Origin of the sequence: Undibacterium sp. JH2W (genome assembly GCF_049340425.1) — a bacterium.
Taxonomy (GTDB): domain Bacteria; phylum Pseudomonadota; class Gammaproteobacteria; order Burkholderiales; family Burkholderiaceae_D; genus Undibacterium.
This window is the reverse complement of record NZ_JBMPOT010000009.1, coordinates 198,912-214,265: the sequence shown is the minus strand read 5'-3', so window position 1 is coordinate 214,265 and position 15,354 is coordinate 198,912. Positions and strand designations below refer to the sequence as shown.

The window sequence follows — 15,354 nt, the reverse complement described above, 5'->3', positions numbered from 1 at the left end:
AATTATTACAGGAGACAACATGAAAGTATTCAAAGACAGAGTAGCCGTAATTACCGGTGGTGCCAGCGGTTTTGGTCGTGAATTTGCGATTATTGGTGCGCGTCTGGGCATGAAGCTGGTGCTGGCTGATGTGCAGCAAGATGCCTTGGATAAAACCAAAGCCGAGCTGGAAGCGCAAGGCGCACAAGTGCTGGCCATGCGTTGCGATGTGCGTCATGCAGAAGAAGTGCAGGCTCTGGCCGACGCTACCATGGAAAAATTTGGTGCCGTGCATCTGGTATTCAATAATGCCGGTGTCGGTTCTGGTGGCCTGATCTGGGAAAATACCCAGGCTGACTGGGATTGGGTGATGGGCGTTAATCTCTGGGGTGTTGTTCACGGCGTGCGCATCTTTACCAATCTGATGCTGGAATGCGCGAAGAAAGATCCGCAATTCGAAGGGCATATTGTCAACACGGCATCCATGGCAGGTTTACTTAATGCGCCAACTATGGGTGTATATAACGTCTCCAAGCATGCAGTAGTGTCTCTTTCAGAATCCCTGTACCAGGATTTGAAACTGGTTGAGGCACCGATAGGTGCTTCTGTCCTGTGCCCTTATTTCGTGCCTACCGGTATTTCACAATCGCATAGAAACCGTCCTGAAGATGTACCAGGTTCTGCGCCAACTGCCAGCCAAAGAGCGGCACAGGCCATGTCAGACAAGGCTGTGAATTCTGGTAAGGTGACAGCCGAGGAAGTCGCTGAAAACACCTTCAAGGCAATTGCGGACGAACAGTTCTACATCTTCTCTCACCCTGGTGCCCTGGGAAATGTGCAGGAGCGCATGGAAGACATCGTCCTGCAACGCAATCCTGGTGACCCTTATAAGGCCGCACCACATATTCGCGACATGCTTAGAGCCAAGCTCAAAGCCTGATTACTACTTTCAAGCATCAGGGAGAAGCATTGATGACAGCAGAAATATTAAGCAATCAGTTTGCCACACTGGACAATGGAACCCGTCTGCATTTTGCCAGTGCGGGTGAGCGAGGTCGACCATTGATTTTGTTTGTGCATGGCTTTCCAGAGTTCTGGTACGAATGGTCGGCTCAACTGGCAGAGTTTGGACAGGATCATTTTGCGGTGGCGCCGGATTTGCGAGGCTTTAATCTGTCCGATATGCCTGCAGATGTTACTGCCTACAAGGCCAGGCATATCGTCGATGACCTGCGCTTGCTCATCGCCCACCTGGGCTATCAGCAAGCTACGGTCGTCGCGCATGACTGGGGCGGTGCGGTATGCTGGAATATGGCAATCGCCCTGCCAGCCTTATTTGAAAAGTTGATCATCATTAATTCACCACATCCATACCTGTTCATGCAGGCATTGGCGACAGACCCTGCGCAAAAAACTTCCAGTGAATACATGAACTGGCTGCGTAACCCAGGTTCTGAAGAAGCACTTGCCAAAGATGATTTCGCTCTCATGGATAGTTTCTTTAATGGCATGGGGCAGGGCGAGGCAAGCTGGTTTGATGCAAATGCCAGGGCAGCATATCATGGGTGTTGGGCGCGGGGTTTGACGGGTGGTGTCAATTACTACCGTGCTTCACCACTACATCCACCAACAGACAACAATCCAGGACCCTTGCAATTGAATCTGAACCCGGCTGATTTTCAGGTGAAAGTGCCCACACGCGTTATCTGGGGTGAAAACGATAAGGCACTGCCCAAGACCCTGCTGGATGGGTTGGAGAATTTTGTCGATGATATCCAGATACAGCGTATTGCTGAAGGCTCACACTGGGTCATTCATGAACAACCGGAACGCGTCAACCGTCTTATTCGTCAATTTTTGCAGAGTTAAGAATTATGGCCAAAGCAGATTTTGCTTTTTTTCATCGCTTGCGGGTGCGCTGGTCTGAGGTGGATATGCAGGCCATAGTCTTCAATGGCAACTACCTCAATTATTTTGATGTGGCTTTTACCGAATACTGGCGCGCCGCTGGCTTGCCGAATGTGATTGCCCAGGCAGCCGAGGGAAAAGAGTTGTTTGCCCGCAAATCGACTATAGAATACATGGCACCCGCCAGGTTTGATGATGAGTTGGATATAGGTGTGCGTTGCGCCAGCATAGGTCGTTCTTCTCTCCAGTTCATCCTCGAAATCTATCTTGGTGAAGAGCATTTGATATCTGGTGAACTGGTATATGTTTATGCGGATACAGAAAAACGCAAGGCAATTGCCGTTACAGATGGATGGCGTGCGATAATTTCATCCTTTGAAACGCACATACTTGCCGATACACGAATATGAATACTGGAAATTTGCGCCTGGTTATTGCAGACTGGGCTACCCTGCAAAAAGATGCCCAGGCTATACGCTATGAAGTGTTTGTCGTAGAGCAAAAAATCCCGGCAGAACTGGAATGGGATGAGGCAGATACAAAATGCCTGCATGTAGTTGCCTATGATGCCGATGGCAAAGCCTTAGGAACAGGTCGCCTGTTGCCGGATGCGCACATAGGCCGCATGGCTGTGCTGGCAACGGCGCGGGGTCTGGGTGTAGGCGCAAAGATTTTACGTGCCTTGATGAAAGAAGCGCAGGTGAGGGGTGAGCTGGCTGTACGCTTGAATGCGCAACAGTCAGCAGAAAACTTCTATCTTAAAGAAGGCTATACCCGTGATGGCGAGATTTTTGAAGAGGCTGGGATTCCCCATGTCAGCATGGTTTATCATTTTGCCTGAATAATTTTCCAGGCGGCCTTGACCTATATTCTGGCTGCCTTGGAATTTCAGGCCTTGCGTATGCCTTCATGTTGGGAAAAGCTGATTTTTCCACTTAATAATTGCCAGTACATTACCCAGTCACCCATGAGGGAAAACAGTGGTTGCCTGAATGAGGCCGGACGGTTTTTTTCAAAAACAAAATGCCCTACCCAGGCAAAACCATAGCCACAGAGGGGTATAGCTAGCAAATACCCTGTATTTCCCATGACAATAAATGCAGTGATACACAGTAATACCAGCGTGCTGCCTATAAAGTGCAATTGCCGGCAGGTCTTATTGCTGTGCTCCGTCAGATAAAAAGCATAGAACGCCGAAAAGTCGGTGTATTTATCTGCCATGTTGCTCTCCCCCTAATGTTTTGTTTTAGATCGCATAGATTTTCTGTCATCTTAGGCTACGCATTGCCTCTTGTGTTTTTATTTCCTAAATGGTTTATCAAATTTCCTCATTGATTTGAGTGAGTACATGTCAATTGTATAATTGACATTGTAAAAATATCTACTATTATTCGAGTTGATATACATTTTAGAAATAGCCATATATGGTTTTTGCTACTGATTTCTAGCTGGCGATAGCTGCAATTTATTCTTTTAAGTATTTGATATTTAAAGCTTTATCTTGAAGTCACAATTATTAATAATTTCCTTGTGGCATTAAATTCCGTGTGGCAATATGAGCTTGTAGAACGAATTTATGCAAGCCCTGATCTAGTCAAACTTTCTGTAGCTGACAACGTTTTTGGGGGAACTATGTACATCGAGAATTCGAAAGTCTCAACCCGTCTGATCACTGGTTTTGGCTTGGTGTTAGGTTTGCTACTAGTTGTCCTGCTTCTCGGGACCACCTATATGGCGAAGATGCATGAGCGTCTGGAAGAAATTGCCAATGTCAATAATGTGCAGTCCAAACTCGCTTCCACCATGTATCTGACAGTGACTGAACGGGCACTGGCTTTACGCAATCTCATCCTCTTGTCTGACGAAGCTGAAATCCAGATTGAGGTAAAAAGGATAGCGGCGCAAACAAAAAAATATACTGAGGCCGAAGATAAACTCACACTGATGCTGAAAGCTGATCCGAATGCGTCCCCTGAGCAAATTGCTTTGTTAGAACGAATTCGGGAGCAGGCCAGATTGTCTGAGCCATTTATCGCTAAGGGAGCAGAGTTGGGCGTTCAAAAGCAAGGGGACGAAGCCTATAAGTTATTGCGCTTCGAATTCCGGCCAATACAAAAGAAATGGTGGGATTTACTCAATGAGTTCATTTTAGACGAAGACAGACAGAACGCTGATGCAATTGTCCAGGCTGAACAAGACTATGCGAGCGCAAAAAAACTCATGTTTATATTTGGTGCGGCAGCTCTGTTTGTTGGTGTGCTGGCAGCATGGCTCATCGTCAAGAGTCTGCTGAAACAACTGGGTGGTGAGCCACGTCATGCAGTACAAATTGCTGAAAGAATTGCAGCCGGTGATTTGTCCGTTCCCATTCGCCTGGCTCAAAAAGACACCCATAGCCTCATGCATGCCATGGACGAAATGCAAAAAGGTCTGGCCAGCATTGTTGGTATGGTGCGTTCAGGCACAGATACGATTGCCACTGCATCAAGGCAAATTGCTTCAGGCAATATGGATTTGTCTTCCCGCACTGAGGCACAGGCTGGTTCTTTGGAAGAAACTGCCTCGTCGATGGAGGAGTTGACTTCTACCGTCAAGCAAAATGCAGACAGTGCCAGGCAAGCCAATGTGCTGGCCAAATCGGCTTCTGATGTTGCCATCAAAGGAGGTACTGTGGTCTCTGAAGTTGTTCAGACCATGGGGTCCATCAATACTTCTTCACGCAAAATTGTCGATATTATTGGTGTCATTGATGGCATTGCTTTTCAAACTAATATACTTGCTTTGAATGCTGCAGTTGAGGCAGCCCGTGCGGGTGAACAGGGGCGTGGTTTTGCAGTGGTGGCGACTGAAGTCAGAAATCTGGCGCAACGTTCAGCCGAGGCTGCACGTGAGATCAAGCATTTGATTGATGATTCTGTCACTAAGGTAGATATTGGTGCAAAACTGGTTGATCAGGCCGGTGTCACCATGGATGAAATTGTGGTGAGCATTAAGAAGGTCACCAATATCATGAGTGAAATCATGCTGGCTAGCCAGGAGCAGACAGCAGGCATAGAGCAAATTAATGAAGCCATCGTGCAGATGGATGATGTCACTCAGCAAAATGCAGCTCTGGTAGAGGAGGCCGCTGCCGCTGCCGCTGCACTGCAAAACCAGGCAGATGATTTGTCTGAGCTGGTCAGCACCTTCCAGCTCGCTACGGAAAAGTTCGCAGAACCCAATTGGCGTGAATCAGGAGTTGCTGATAAAAAAATTGTACCGTTGATAAAAAAAACCACGGCGCAGGATAAAAATAAAACTCAGGTGAAGCAGATCAAGCGCGTGGCAAATGCCAGCAATAATCCTCAGCCTTCCAATGCTGATTGGGAAGAGTTTTAATTAGCTAAATCAAATGTTTGATACCAGCGGTAAAACCGGGAGCAGTATATGCAAGCGAGCACGAGCATACTGGAGGAGCAGCCTCAAAGCGGGCAAGCCCAAGCTGAGCAGCCCGCAATCAGGGTAGAGCGCAGGACGCAATTTGGGCGTTTTGTGCAAAATCCACATGCTAGTGGTGTGGATATCAAATGGCATTATGGTGTCGTTAATTCCAATGCGCGTGAACGTTTGATGCGTCAAAGCCCAGCTACTTTATGGTTAACTGGTTTGAGTGGTGCAGGCAAATCCACATTGGCTTATGCTCTGGAAAAAATTTTACTGGAGCGCGGCCACTGCTGTTTTGTCGTGGATGGCGACAATTTACGTCATCATTTAAACAGTGACCTGGGTTTTACCGCCAATGACAGACGTGAAAATATACGCCGTGCAGCAGAGGTTGCTCACCTCATGAATGAGGCAGGAATGATAGCCATTACCGCTTTTATTTCGCCATTCAGGGATGACAGGGCTATGGCAAAACAGATCATAGGTGAAGAGCGCTTTGTTGAGGTGCATGTAAGCACACCAGGCGTAACATGTGAAAGACGTGATCCTAAAGGTCTGTATGCGAAAGCACGCAGAGGTGAGATACCTGAATTCACCGGTGTTTCAGCACCTTATGAGGCGCCTTTGGACCCTGACCTGGAAATCAATTCCGAGCAACATACCATAGAGGAAGCCGCAGAGAAACTCTATAGACACCTGATAGGATTATGCTATATCAAATAGTGAAAGCACCATGTCAGTAGAAAGCAACAATTCAGTGCAAGCCTATGATGTGTTCAATGGTGACGCCGATGGTATTTGCGCCTTGCATCAGCTTAGATTGGCAGATCCATGCAAAGCAGAACTTGTTACTGGTACCAAGCGGGATATTGATTTGCTAGGTCGTTTCGAATCCAGGCAGGGTGACCGATTGACTGTACTGGACATCTCGCTGGACAGCAATATTGTGCCATTGCGCAAACATCTTGCTGCGGGTGCAGAGGTTACTTACTTCGATCATCACAATGCTGCGCAAGCCTTTGAACATGCTCATCTGAACTTGCATTGCGATATGGCGACGGACGTGTGTAGCAGTATCCTGGTCAATCGCTATTTAAGCGGACAATACTGGCAATGGGCAGTAGTGGCGGCGTATGGCGATAACTTGCCTGAAGTTGCTAGTACTATGGGCACGCAAGCTGGCCTTAGCGAAATACAGCGCAGTCAATTGCAAGAACTGGGTATTTTACTCAACTACAACGCCTATGGCGAATCAGTGGATGATTTGCATTTTCATCCTGCTGCTTTGTATCAGGCTGTACATGACTATTCCGATCCCTTTGATTTTTTGAATAGTGCTGCGCAATTTGATGTACTGCGCAATGCCTATGTCAGCGATATGGCTTTCATGCAGGGCTTGCGTGTTTACAGGCAAAGTGAATTGACGTCCATTTATATCTTGCCCGCCCAGGCGTGGGCCAGACGCATCTCAGGCATTCTGGCAAATCAATTGACGCAAGAGCAGCGTGGAAAATCCTTTGCAGTGCTGACAGCAAAGCCAGAGGGCAGTTATGTTGTCAGTGTGCGTTCTGGCGATACAGATAATTGCCCGGCCAGTCAATTCTGTTCCGCATTTCCTACTGGTGGTGGGCGACGTGCTGCTGGTGGTATTAATAATTTGGCAGCAATTGAAGTGGATCATTTTGTGCAAGCGTTTATAGCTTATTTTGAGAAAATGGAAAAACCGCAACTCAGTTTGTCTTGACATGACAGGCATTTAGGCGATCTTCCAGATTCAGGCCTTCAAGCATGGGGAGAGCATCATGGCAGAATCAGATAGTGTGACCAGTGTACAAAAAGTGGCTGTCAAGAATAAGCGACCAACCCCCGTGCTGATGATACCCTTGCGCCGCTGCGGTAGCCATGCCCTGCGTTTGCGTTTAAATAACAGCAAGGAATTCTATTCACCCTATCCCTTGCACATCATTGATTTCATGCCCCTGGTGCCACGCTATGGCGATTTGAGTGATGACGAGTCTTACTTCAGACTGGTTGTTGACGTTATAGGCTTGCAGGCGGCTAGCATGGTGAAATGGAAGGGTATGGTATTCGATCCGGTAGATGTGTTTGAGTCTATCAAGAATGATCAGCGCAGTGTACACAGGATATTGTGGGAGTTACTGTTGCGCACAGGTGAGCATCATCATGCCAGTATCATCATGGATAAGTCGCTTGATAGTGTGCATTATGCGGAAGAGCTCTTACAGTTATTTCCGAATATGCTGTTCCTGAATGTAGTCAGAGATCCCAGGGCTCAAGTTGCCTCCATGAACAAGGCAATTATTCATGATTACGATTCTACGCTGAACGCCATGGCCTGGCTGGAGGCGCATCAGTTATCGCGCGACATCATCAATCGCCACCCGGATAGAGTGCTGACCATACGCTATGAAGATTTCCTAAGTAATCAGGAAACAGTGCTGAGGGCAATTTGTGACTTCTTTGGCATACAGTTCTTGCCAGAGATGCTGGACGTCACTCATTCCAGCGAAGCACAGCAAATATCTCAGATGTCGGCATTGTGGGCAAGCAACCGTTTCCCACCCGTCATGGCCAACAAGGACAAATTCAAGCAACAACTGAGCATGCAGGAAATTGAAGTCATAGAAAGCCTGACCAAAGAATTCATGCAATTGTATGGCTATGAAATGATGACCGATGCCAACCTGGAATTAAGCCCCGAAGTGCTGGCAGCGGCCAAGGACAAATCCAGCAAGGGCAGGGTAGAGGCCTGGGATAGCCTAAAGCATGACAATTACAAGGATTATGTCTTGCGCCGCTTCAGGGCAGATTACCTGGCCAGCCTCAACCAGCGCCTGCCTGCACATGCATAGAAATTAAAAGCTACACCAGTGCAACCATGATGCCGGCGCCTGTTACCAGGGTGCCGGCTATTCTTTCAGTAATCACTGCATACCTTTCCTGTGTTGCCCAGTGACTGGCTTTGCTGGCCAGCATGCCGTATCCGAGCAGGATAAAAAATTCAGGAATGATGGAGCAGGCTGCCAGTATCAGCATCTGCACGCCTACTGGTTCCTTGGGATCTATGAATTGTGGCAGTATCGCCACGAACATCAGCAGGGTTTTAGGGTTCATCAATTGCAGCATGAGTGCGCTGCTGAATATCTTCCTGCCACTGAGCACTGTCCCTTCCAATTTGGATATGGTCAATGGTGACGGTTTGCCAAAGATAGCTGACAAACCAAGATAGACCAGGTAAGCCGCCCCCAGGTATTTGATCGTCATAAATACTTTGGGCGAGGCCAGTATCAGCGAACCTACGCCGGTTGCCGATACTGCAAAGTAAATCGCATTACCCATCAATATACCCAGGGTGACAAACAGGGATGTACGCCACCCTCTGGCTATGCCATAGGCCACCACCATCATTACTGCAGGGCCGGGTGACAGAGATAAGGCTGCCTCGGTTGCCGTAAACAAGGCCCAGCTTTCCAGATTCATTGCCATCGCTGCTTATGCCTTCACAAAATCATGGATGGCTGTCAGCACCTGGTCAGCCTGTTCTGACATCAATGAGTGACCGCAATTGTCTATGATTTTTTGCTGGCTATTCGCGATGGCTTTGCTCAACGCCAAACCAGCCTTTGCTGGCGTCATCATGTCTTTTTTTGCTAGTATGAACAGGCTGGGGCAGCTTACTGATTGCGCAGCTACCTCACCATTGGCATAGGCATTGCACGCAGCAAAGTCAGTATAAAAAACCTTGTCAGGATTGATGGCAGAGATACGCTGCATCAGGCGCTGGCTGACACCCATCACATAAAAGCCGGGGCCGGGGCAGGAAGGTTTGTGTGCGATGGAGGTATGTGACCATATATTCACCATATCAATTGCGGTTTGCTCTTCATCACGGGCGGCATTGAGCAGGGTGTCGGATACTTTCATAGGGTAGGCAGTACCAACCATGATGAGCTTGCTGACTCGTGTACTGGCCTTAAAACAAGTCTCCAGTGCGATCAGGGAGCCCATGCTATGTCCGATCAACGTGGCTTGCGCTATACCTGCCACATCCAGCAAAGCCAGCAGCCAGTCTGCCATTTGTTCTACGCTGCTCAGCGCCTGGCCTTTGCTACGGCCATGGCCGGGCAAATCGACTGCCAGTACATTAAAACCTTGATGTGCCAGATAGCGGGTCTGCAAACCCCAGACTGAGTGATCGTTTTGTGCGCCGTGGATGAATACCAAGGTGGGCAGGGCAGGGTTGTAGGTCTTGCCACCGGTATAGCAATAGGCTGCATGGCCATAGACTTCAATTAACATCTCAGACTCCCTTCTGTGCGGCTTTGAGGCCACGAGACAAGTCTTCGATCAAGTCCTCGACATTTTCCAGGCCTATCGACAGACGCATGGTTCCCTCGCTAATGCCGGATGCCAGCAACTGCTCTGCAGGCACGCGGAAATGGGTGGTCGAAGCAGGATGTATGGCTAAGGACTTGGCATCGCCGACATTGGCCAGATGCGAAAAGATATTGAGGGATTCAATAAAGCGCTGCCCGGCTGCGCGATTACCCTTGATGTTGAATGAAAATACTGCGCCGCAACCTTTGGGTAGCAGTGTTTTTGCCAGTTCATAGTCAGGGTGATTTTCCAGTTCAGGGTAGGAGACTGACTCGACAGCGGGATGCGATACCAAAAATTCGACTACTTTGCGGGTGTTTGTCACATGCCTGTCCATGCGAATACCCAGGGTTTCTATGCCTTGCAAGATGGTGAAGGCATTGTGCGGGCTCATGCAGGCACCAAAGTCGCGCAAGCCTTCACGTCTGGCTCTGAGTGAAAATGCAGCAACGGTTGACTCTTCGCTAAATACCATGCCGTGGAAGCCATCATAAGGTTCGCAAAGTTCGGCAAAGTGCCCGTTCTTTTCATAGGCTGCCTGCCAGTCAAATGTGCCGCCATCGACCAGCAAACCGCCTATGGCAGTGCCATGGCCACACAGGAACTTGGTGGCTGAATGGAAAACCAGGTCAGCCCCATGGTCGAATGGTTTTAGCAGATAGGGTGTGGTGAAGGTAGAGTCCAGCATCAACGGTAAATGATGCTCATGCGCAATTTCTGCAACTGCGGGAATATTCAGCACATCAAGTCCTGGATTCCCCAGGGTTTCTGCAAACAAAACCTTGGTGTTCGGGCGTATTGCAGCACGCCATGCATCCAGATCACGCGGGTTGACAAAGCTGGTTTCTATACCAAAGCGCTTCATGGTATAGGCCAGCAAATTTTGCGAGCCACCGTACAAGGCGCGCGAAGCAACGACATGGGAACCTGCACCGGCTATGGTGGTCAGACCCAGATGCATGGCAGCTTGCCCGCTGGCAACGGCGATACCTGCCACGCCGCCTTCCAGTGCTGCAATCCTTTCTTCCAGCACAGCATTGGTGGGATTGGATATGCGTGAATAGACATGGCCCGCTCTTTCCATATTGAAGAGCGAGGCGGCATGATCTGAATCCTTGAATACAAAAGAAGATGTCAAATAAATAGGGGTGGCACGTGCACCTGTGGCCGGATCGGGCGCAGCGCCTGCATGCAGGGACAGGGTGTCAAAGCCGTGGTATTTAGGGCCGCTCATTGGTGAGAGTCTCCATATTGTGAGGCAGCAATGCTACCATCGCTGATGCTGAAGATGCAAAGGGCAGACAAAATGCGCGTGAATTAATGAATAAAATATTTTACATGCTGGATTTTTTGCAAGGCTTGCGATACATTGCAATGAAGGTTCACATAAATGTATAAGAGGAGGGACATCATGAAAGTTTCAGAGATACTTCAAGTGAAGGGCAACATCCTTTTCACGATCACGCCTGATATCCCTATTACCGAAGCCGTCAGCGTCATGGAAGAGAAAGATATCGGTTCTCTGGTCGTGATGGAGTACGGCGATCTGGTTGGCATACTGACTTTCCGTGAAGTCATACGCGCGATACATAAAAACCAGGGCTCGCTTGGTAACGGTACGGTGCGCAAATATATGGATGACCATCCACTCACCGTAACGCCGGAAACTGAAGTCAATGAAGTGCGTCGCATGATGCTGGAAAAACATTCACGTTATCTGCCTGTCATGGATGCAAAGACCTTGCTGGGCGTGATTTCGTTCTATGACGTGGCCAGAGCTGTGTTGGAGGCGCAAAGCTTTGAAAACAAAATGTTGAAAGCCTATATACGTGACTGGCCAGTTGAAGAAAACGAACAGTGATCCTCAGTCGCAATACCACTGACTGAAGTGGATGAGGTAATGGATTAAATACAGTAAGTTGATCTCTATTTCAGGATAGCGAATGAAACCAGACAGTTGTGAAGCAAAGCCAGGCTTATACGGCTCCCGCTGTATGAAGGCCATGCCGCATGAGCTGGATTCCAGTGCTTGCAGGATGCTACGCCTGGTCAGGGGGAGTGTTCCTGACTGTACCGCACGCCGCGCCAGCCTGCACGGCCGCGAAAACGCTGTTCCTAAAGTAGATATCAATATGCACTAAACCAAAACGACGCCCGCAAGCTTGTATAGCGGGCGTTTTTTATTGTCTGTTTGGACGCTAGATAAGGGAAATAATATGCATATCGCTGTTGTTGGTGCCGGATTAGCAGGTTTGACAGTTGCGCGTCAATTGCAGGCGCAAGGTCATCATGTCACTGTGTATGAAAAAAGCATGGGCGTCAGTGGCCGCATGAGTACCAGACACACAGAATTGGGTGGTTTTGATCATGGGGCGCAATATTTCACTGCCAGCTCAGACCGCTTCAAGAAAGAAATTGCAGACTGGAAAAAATTTGGCTGGGTAGTTCCCTGGACTGCCAAGCTGGCCACGCTGGAAGCTGGTAACAGCAAACCGGCAGGGCGCAGTGCTACGCGTTATATTGCCGTACCTGGTATGAGTTCTCTGGGCAAACAGCTTGCCCATGGTCTTGATGTGCGCGCAGAGCAACAGGTGACTGCTCTTGAGGCGCATGGCAAGCAATGGCTACTGTCAATCCGTTCAGCAACGGTGCCAATAGCTGCAACTGCCGGCCCATTTGATGCAGTGATACTGGCGGTACCTGCAGACCAGGCTGAGCCTTTGTTGAGTGTTGCACCCGCGCTGGCCAAACAGGCCAGGCAGGCTCACCTGGCACCATGCTGGACACTGATGCTGGGTTTCCAGACTTCGCTGGACCTGGCTTATGATGGTGCTTGGGTTAACAATTCCCGTCTTGGCTGGATTGCGCATGACGATGCCAAACCTTTGCATAGAGCTGGTGAGCGCTGGGTTTGTCACGCAACGCAGGCATGGAGTATTGAGCATCTCGAAGATGATGATGAGAGGGTCAAGGAAAAATTGACCAAGGCTTTCCACGAAGCCACAGGCTCATGGATACAACCTATCCATGCCGTGGTACACCGCTGGCGTTATGCTGAAGCAGTAAAACCAGTGGATTCTGATTTCTTATGGAATGGCAAGCAGGGGATAGGTGTCTGTGGCGACTGGTTTGCTGCGGGTCTTGAAGGTGCTGGCAAAGTGGAAAATGCCTTCCTCAGTGCGCTGGCATTGGCAAAGGCAATTTCCTGATCAGTTAAGTATGCTGGCCAGCCCGCGTGCGGGTTTGCCAGCATCATGCAGGGTCCAAGCTTTGCGTATGCCTTTGGGGACATGCCACAAGGCCGTCGTGCCGGCGCGAAATAGTGCTGTTTCACCTGGTTTCAGGGAAAAATTTTTGCCTTGATACTCAATGTCCACGCCACCATCAAGCACATAAATGGTTTCATCAAACTGATACTGCCATTCAAAGCTGGATGGGCCATCGCATTCAAAAATACCTGAGCTGGTCTTGCCATCATGTGACTTGAAGAATTCAGTCGCCCTGAAATTCGGCGTGCCTTCCTTGATCCAGCTGGGATCAACTTCAAAAGGTTTAATGGGCGAATGCAAGGCTTCTGTGCTGGCAGGCTGTACCTGTGTAACGTAGGCTATGGCTTGATAAGACGTTACGCCCAGCAAGGTAAGTAAAGTTGCTGCCAAGCCTATCGTTAGTGATTTTTTCATGCTTTATACTCTCCATGTCATAAGAGTAACACTGAGCTTGCATCCACGATGAAAAACAAAGTTAAATGACACGCAACTATTTAATCATATATAGTTGTTGTGTCGACTAGGGCTATCCATGATTGCGCTCGCCAGTTTGCAAGCGCCACAAGGCAGCATAGCCAGCATTAAGTGTCAACAACTCGTCATGTGTACCACTCTCTATAATCTTGCCAGCTTCCAGCAAATGTATGCAATCAGCCTGACGAATCGTAGAGAGGCGATGGGCAATGACTATAGTAGTGCGGTTGCGGCTGACGACATCCAGGCTACGCTGGATTGCTGCTTCAGTTTCATTGTCGACGGCACTGGTGGCTTCATCCAGTACCAATATAGGCGGATTTTTTAAAATTGCTCGGGCCAATGCCAGGCGCTGGCGTTGGCCGCCAGACAATTTTTGCCCGCGTTCGCCGATACGGGTAGCAAAGCCCAACGGCAGTTTGGAAATGAATTCCATGGCTTCCGCTGCCTGTGCTGCATCCCTGATCGCGACTTCATCCGCATCTTGCATGCCATAGGCAATATTGTCTGCTATCGTGCCATCGGTCAGGAAGCTATCTTGGGCGACATAGCCTATGCAGCGTCGCAAGTCTTGCAGATTGATGTCATTGATCTCTATGCCGTCCAGAGTGATTTTCCCCGCTTGTGCAGAGTAGAAGCGCAAAAGCAGTTTTACCAGGGTCGATTTGCCGGAGCCAGTAGAACCAACAAAGGCCACAGTCTTGCCAGTAGGGATATGCAAGTTGATTTGCTGCAAGGTCTTTTGGTCGCCGTAAGCAAAATCGACTTGATTGAAGTGCAAATCACCTTTGACCTGTGCGGGCGCAATATGTTTGCCTTCGTAAGGGATATTGATTTTGGTATCCAGCAAACCCATGGCACGGTCTATGGCCGACATAGAGCGTTGATACATATCTGCCACTTCAGCTAAACCAGTCATGGGCCATAGCAGGCGCTGTGTCAGGTAGACCAGTACAGAATATGCACCAACTGCCAGTTCGCCTTGCAAGGTCAGCCAGCCACCGTAGACCAGGGTAGCGGTAAAGCCAGCCAGAATAGCCATGCGGATGATCGGTGTGATGGCGGAACTGATGGCAATCGCCTGGCTGTTTGCCTGGCGATAGGCATTGCTGGCTTCTGCTATATGATTTTTCTCAAAGCTTTCTGTGGCGAAGGCCTTGATCGTGGCCAAGCCCAGCAAATTATTATTCAAGCGAGCACTGACATCGCCAGCGGCTTCACGTACTTCGGAATAACGTGGTGCCAGGCGTTTTTGGAACCAGAATGCGCCTACCAATATCAATGGCACTGGTAGCAGGGAGATCACGGCCAGCGATGGCTGTAAGGCGAAAAAGACGGCGCTGACCATGATGGAAGAACAGATAACCTGGATGATCTGGTTTGCACCGCCATTCAGAAAACGTTCCATCTGGTTGATATCTTCATTCAGGATGGACATCAGATTACCAGTGCGCTGGTTTTCAAAATAGGCCATCTCCAGTTTTTGCACATGGTCATAGGTATCCAGGCGCAAATCATGTTGCAGGTTTTGCGCCAGCTTGCGCCATTTGATGGACAGCAGATATTCAAACCAGGATTCGCCACCCCAGATCAAGACATTCACTGCACCCAGCAACATCAATTGATGCCAGGTGTCGGTAATGCCAAAACTACTGAGTACCCGTTTTGCCAAAAAACTCTTGTCGCCATTGATAACGATGTCAACCGCGACGCCAATCAAGACTTCCGGCAAAACATCAAAGAATTTATTTAATATGGAATAAATGGTCGCCAGACGAAAATCACTGCGATAGGCCTTGGCATACTGGAACAGTTTCTTAAGTGGATGAACAGGTGGCATGGGTAAATGTAAGAGAGGGATGCGATATAAAGCAAAAGGGACTGTAAATTTTACAGTCCCTTC

The 15,354-nt window shown here is 48.9% G+C and carries 17 protein-coding genes; 11 read left to right on the top strand and 6 right to left on the bottom strand.

Annotation, left to right across the window (positions count from 1 at the left end; genetic code table 11):
• Positions 1–19 precede the first annotated feature (19 nt).
• The 4 genes from ACO0LC_RS15515 to ACO0LC_RS15500 are packed head-to-tail and all read left to right on the top strand — an operon-like array spanning position 20 to position 2,728.
• Positions 20–919, top strand: coding sequence for an SDR family oxidoreductase (locus tag ACO0LC_RS15515; RefSeq protein ID WP_423004610.1), 900 nt, complete (start codon positions 20–22; stop codon positions 917–919).
• A 32-nt stretch (positions 920–951) separates the two neighbouring features.
• The gene (locus ACO0LC_RS15510) at positions 952–1,848 is read left to right on the top strand and encodes an alpha/beta fold hydrolase (protein WP_423004608.1); all 897 of its coding nucleotides are present in this window, start codon (positions 952–954) and stop codon (positions 1,846–1,848) included.
• A gap of 5 nt (positions 1,849–1,853) precedes the next feature.
• A complete protein-coding gene (locus tag ACO0LC_RS15505) occupies positions 1,854–2,297 on the top strand; it encodes an acyl-CoA thioesterase (protein ID WP_423004606.1) in 444 nt (147 codons plus the stop codon).
• Positions 2,294–2,728, top strand: coding sequence for a GNAT family N-acetyltransferase (locus ACO0LC_RS15500; protein WP_423004604.1), 435 nt, complete (start codon positions 2,294–2,296; stop codon positions 2,726–2,728). Before ACO0LC_RS15505 ends, ACO0LC_RS15500 begins: the two co-directional genes overlap by 4 nt.
• A 47-nt stretch (positions 2,729–2,775) precedes the next feature.
• On the opposite strand, the gene ACO0LC_RS15495 is transcribed toward ACO0LC_RS15500, so the two are convergent.
• Positions 2,776–3,108, bottom strand: a complete 333-nt coding sequence (locus tag ACO0LC_RS15495) for an Mpo1-like protein (RefSeq protein WP_423004602.1) — start codon at positions 3,106–3,108, stop codon at positions 2,776–2,778.
• 411 nt (positions 3,109–3,519) lie between these two features.
• On the opposite strand from ACO0LC_RS15495, the gene ACO0LC_RS15490 reads away from it, so the two are divergent.
• The 4 genes from ACO0LC_RS15490 to ACO0LC_RS15475 are packed head-to-tail and all read left to right on the top strand — an operon-like array spanning position 3,520 to position 8,183.
• Positions 3,520–5,265, top strand: coding sequence for a methyl-accepting chemotaxis protein (locus tag ACO0LC_RS15490; protein WP_423004600.1), 1,746 nt, complete (start codon positions 3,520–3,522; stop codon positions 5,263–5,265).
• A gap of 48 nt (positions 5,266–5,313) precedes the next feature.
• Complete coding sequence (gene cysC, locus ACO0LC_RS15485) at positions 5,314–6,033, top strand: adenylyl-sulfate kinase (RefSeq protein WP_423004598.1); 720 nt, start codon at positions 5,314–5,316, stop codon at positions 6,031–6,033.
• 10 nt (positions 6,034–6,043) lie between these two features.
• Positions 6,044–7,054 (top strand): hypothetical protein, encoded by a 1,011-nt coding sequence (locus ACO0LC_RS15480; RefSeq protein ID WP_423004596.1) that lies wholly within the window; start codon positions 6,044–6,046, stop codon positions 7,052–7,054.
• A gap of 58 nt (positions 7,055–7,112) precedes the next feature.
• Positions 7,113–8,183 carry a sulfotransferase family protein gene (locus ACO0LC_RS15475; protein WP_423004594.1) on the top strand — a complete coding sequence of 357 codons (1,071 nt, stop codon included), beginning with the start codon at positions 7,113–7,115 and terminating at the stop codon, positions 8,181–8,183.
• A 10-nt stretch (positions 8,184–8,193) separates the two neighbouring features.
• Here the strand turns inward: ACO0LC_RS15475 and ACO0LC_RS15470 are convergent, their stop codons facing one another.
• The 3 genes from ACO0LC_RS15470 to ACO0LC_RS15460 are packed head-to-tail and all read right to left on the bottom strand — an operon-like array spanning position 8,194 to position 10,942.
• Positions 8,194–8,811 carry a LysE family translocator gene (locus ACO0LC_RS15470; RefSeq protein WP_423004592.1) on the bottom strand — a complete coding sequence of 206 codons (618 nt, stop codon included), beginning with the start codon at positions 8,809–8,811 and terminating at the stop codon, positions 8,194–8,196.
• A gap of 12 nt (positions 8,812–8,823) precedes the next feature.
• Positions 8,824–9,630: an alpha/beta fold hydrolase gene (locus tag ACO0LC_RS15465; protein WP_423004590.1), complete on the bottom strand. Its 807-nt coding sequence runs from the start codon at positions 9,628–9,630 to the stop codon at positions 8,824–8,826.
• 1 nt (position 9,631) lies between these two features.
• Complete coding sequence (locus ACO0LC_RS15460) at positions 9,632–10,942, bottom strand: O-acetylhomoserine aminocarboxypropyltransferase (protein WP_423004588.1); 1,311 nt, start codon at positions 10,940–10,942, stop codon at positions 9,632–9,634.
• 177 nt (positions 10,943–11,119) lie between these two features.
• Here ACO0LC_RS15460 and ACO0LC_RS15455 point away from each other — a divergent pair, with 177 nt between their 5' ends.
• The 3 genes from ACO0LC_RS15455 (at position 11,120) to ACO0LC_RS15445 (ending at position 12,917) form a co-directional block, all read left to right on the top strand.
• Entirely contained in the window at positions 11,120–11,569 is a 450-nt protein-coding gene (locus tag ACO0LC_RS15455; RefSeq protein ID WP_162041529.1) for a CBS domain-containing protein, read from the top strand.
• 82 nt (positions 11,570–11,651) lie between these two features.
• The gene (locus tag ACO0LC_RS15450) at positions 11,652–11,849 is read left to right on the top strand and encodes a hypothetical protein (RefSeq protein ID WP_423004586.1); all 198 of its coding nucleotides are present in this window, start codon (positions 11,652–11,654) and stop codon (positions 11,847–11,849) included.
• A gap of 75 nt (positions 11,850–11,924) precedes the next feature.
• The gene (locus tag ACO0LC_RS15445) at positions 11,925–12,917 is read left to right on the top strand and encodes an NAD(P)/FAD-dependent oxidoreductase (RefSeq protein WP_423004584.1); all 993 of its coding nucleotides are present in this window, start codon (positions 11,925–11,927) and stop codon (positions 12,915–12,917) included.
• On the opposite strand, the gene ACO0LC_RS15440 is transcribed toward ACO0LC_RS15445, so the two are convergent.
• Together ACO0LC_RS15440 and ACO0LC_RS15435 are read right to left on the bottom strand one after the other, a co-directional pair.
• A complete protein-coding gene (locus ACO0LC_RS15440; protein WP_423004582.1) occupies positions 12,918–13,391 on the bottom strand; it encodes a cupin domain-containing protein in 474 nt (157 codons plus the stop codon).
• Between the two features lie 112 nt (positions 13,392–13,503).
• Entirely contained in the window at positions 13,504–15,291 is a 1,788-nt protein-coding gene (locus ACO0LC_RS15435) for an ABC transporter ATP-binding protein (protein WP_423004580.1), read from the bottom strand.
• Positions 15,292–15,354 lie beyond the last annotated feature (63 nt).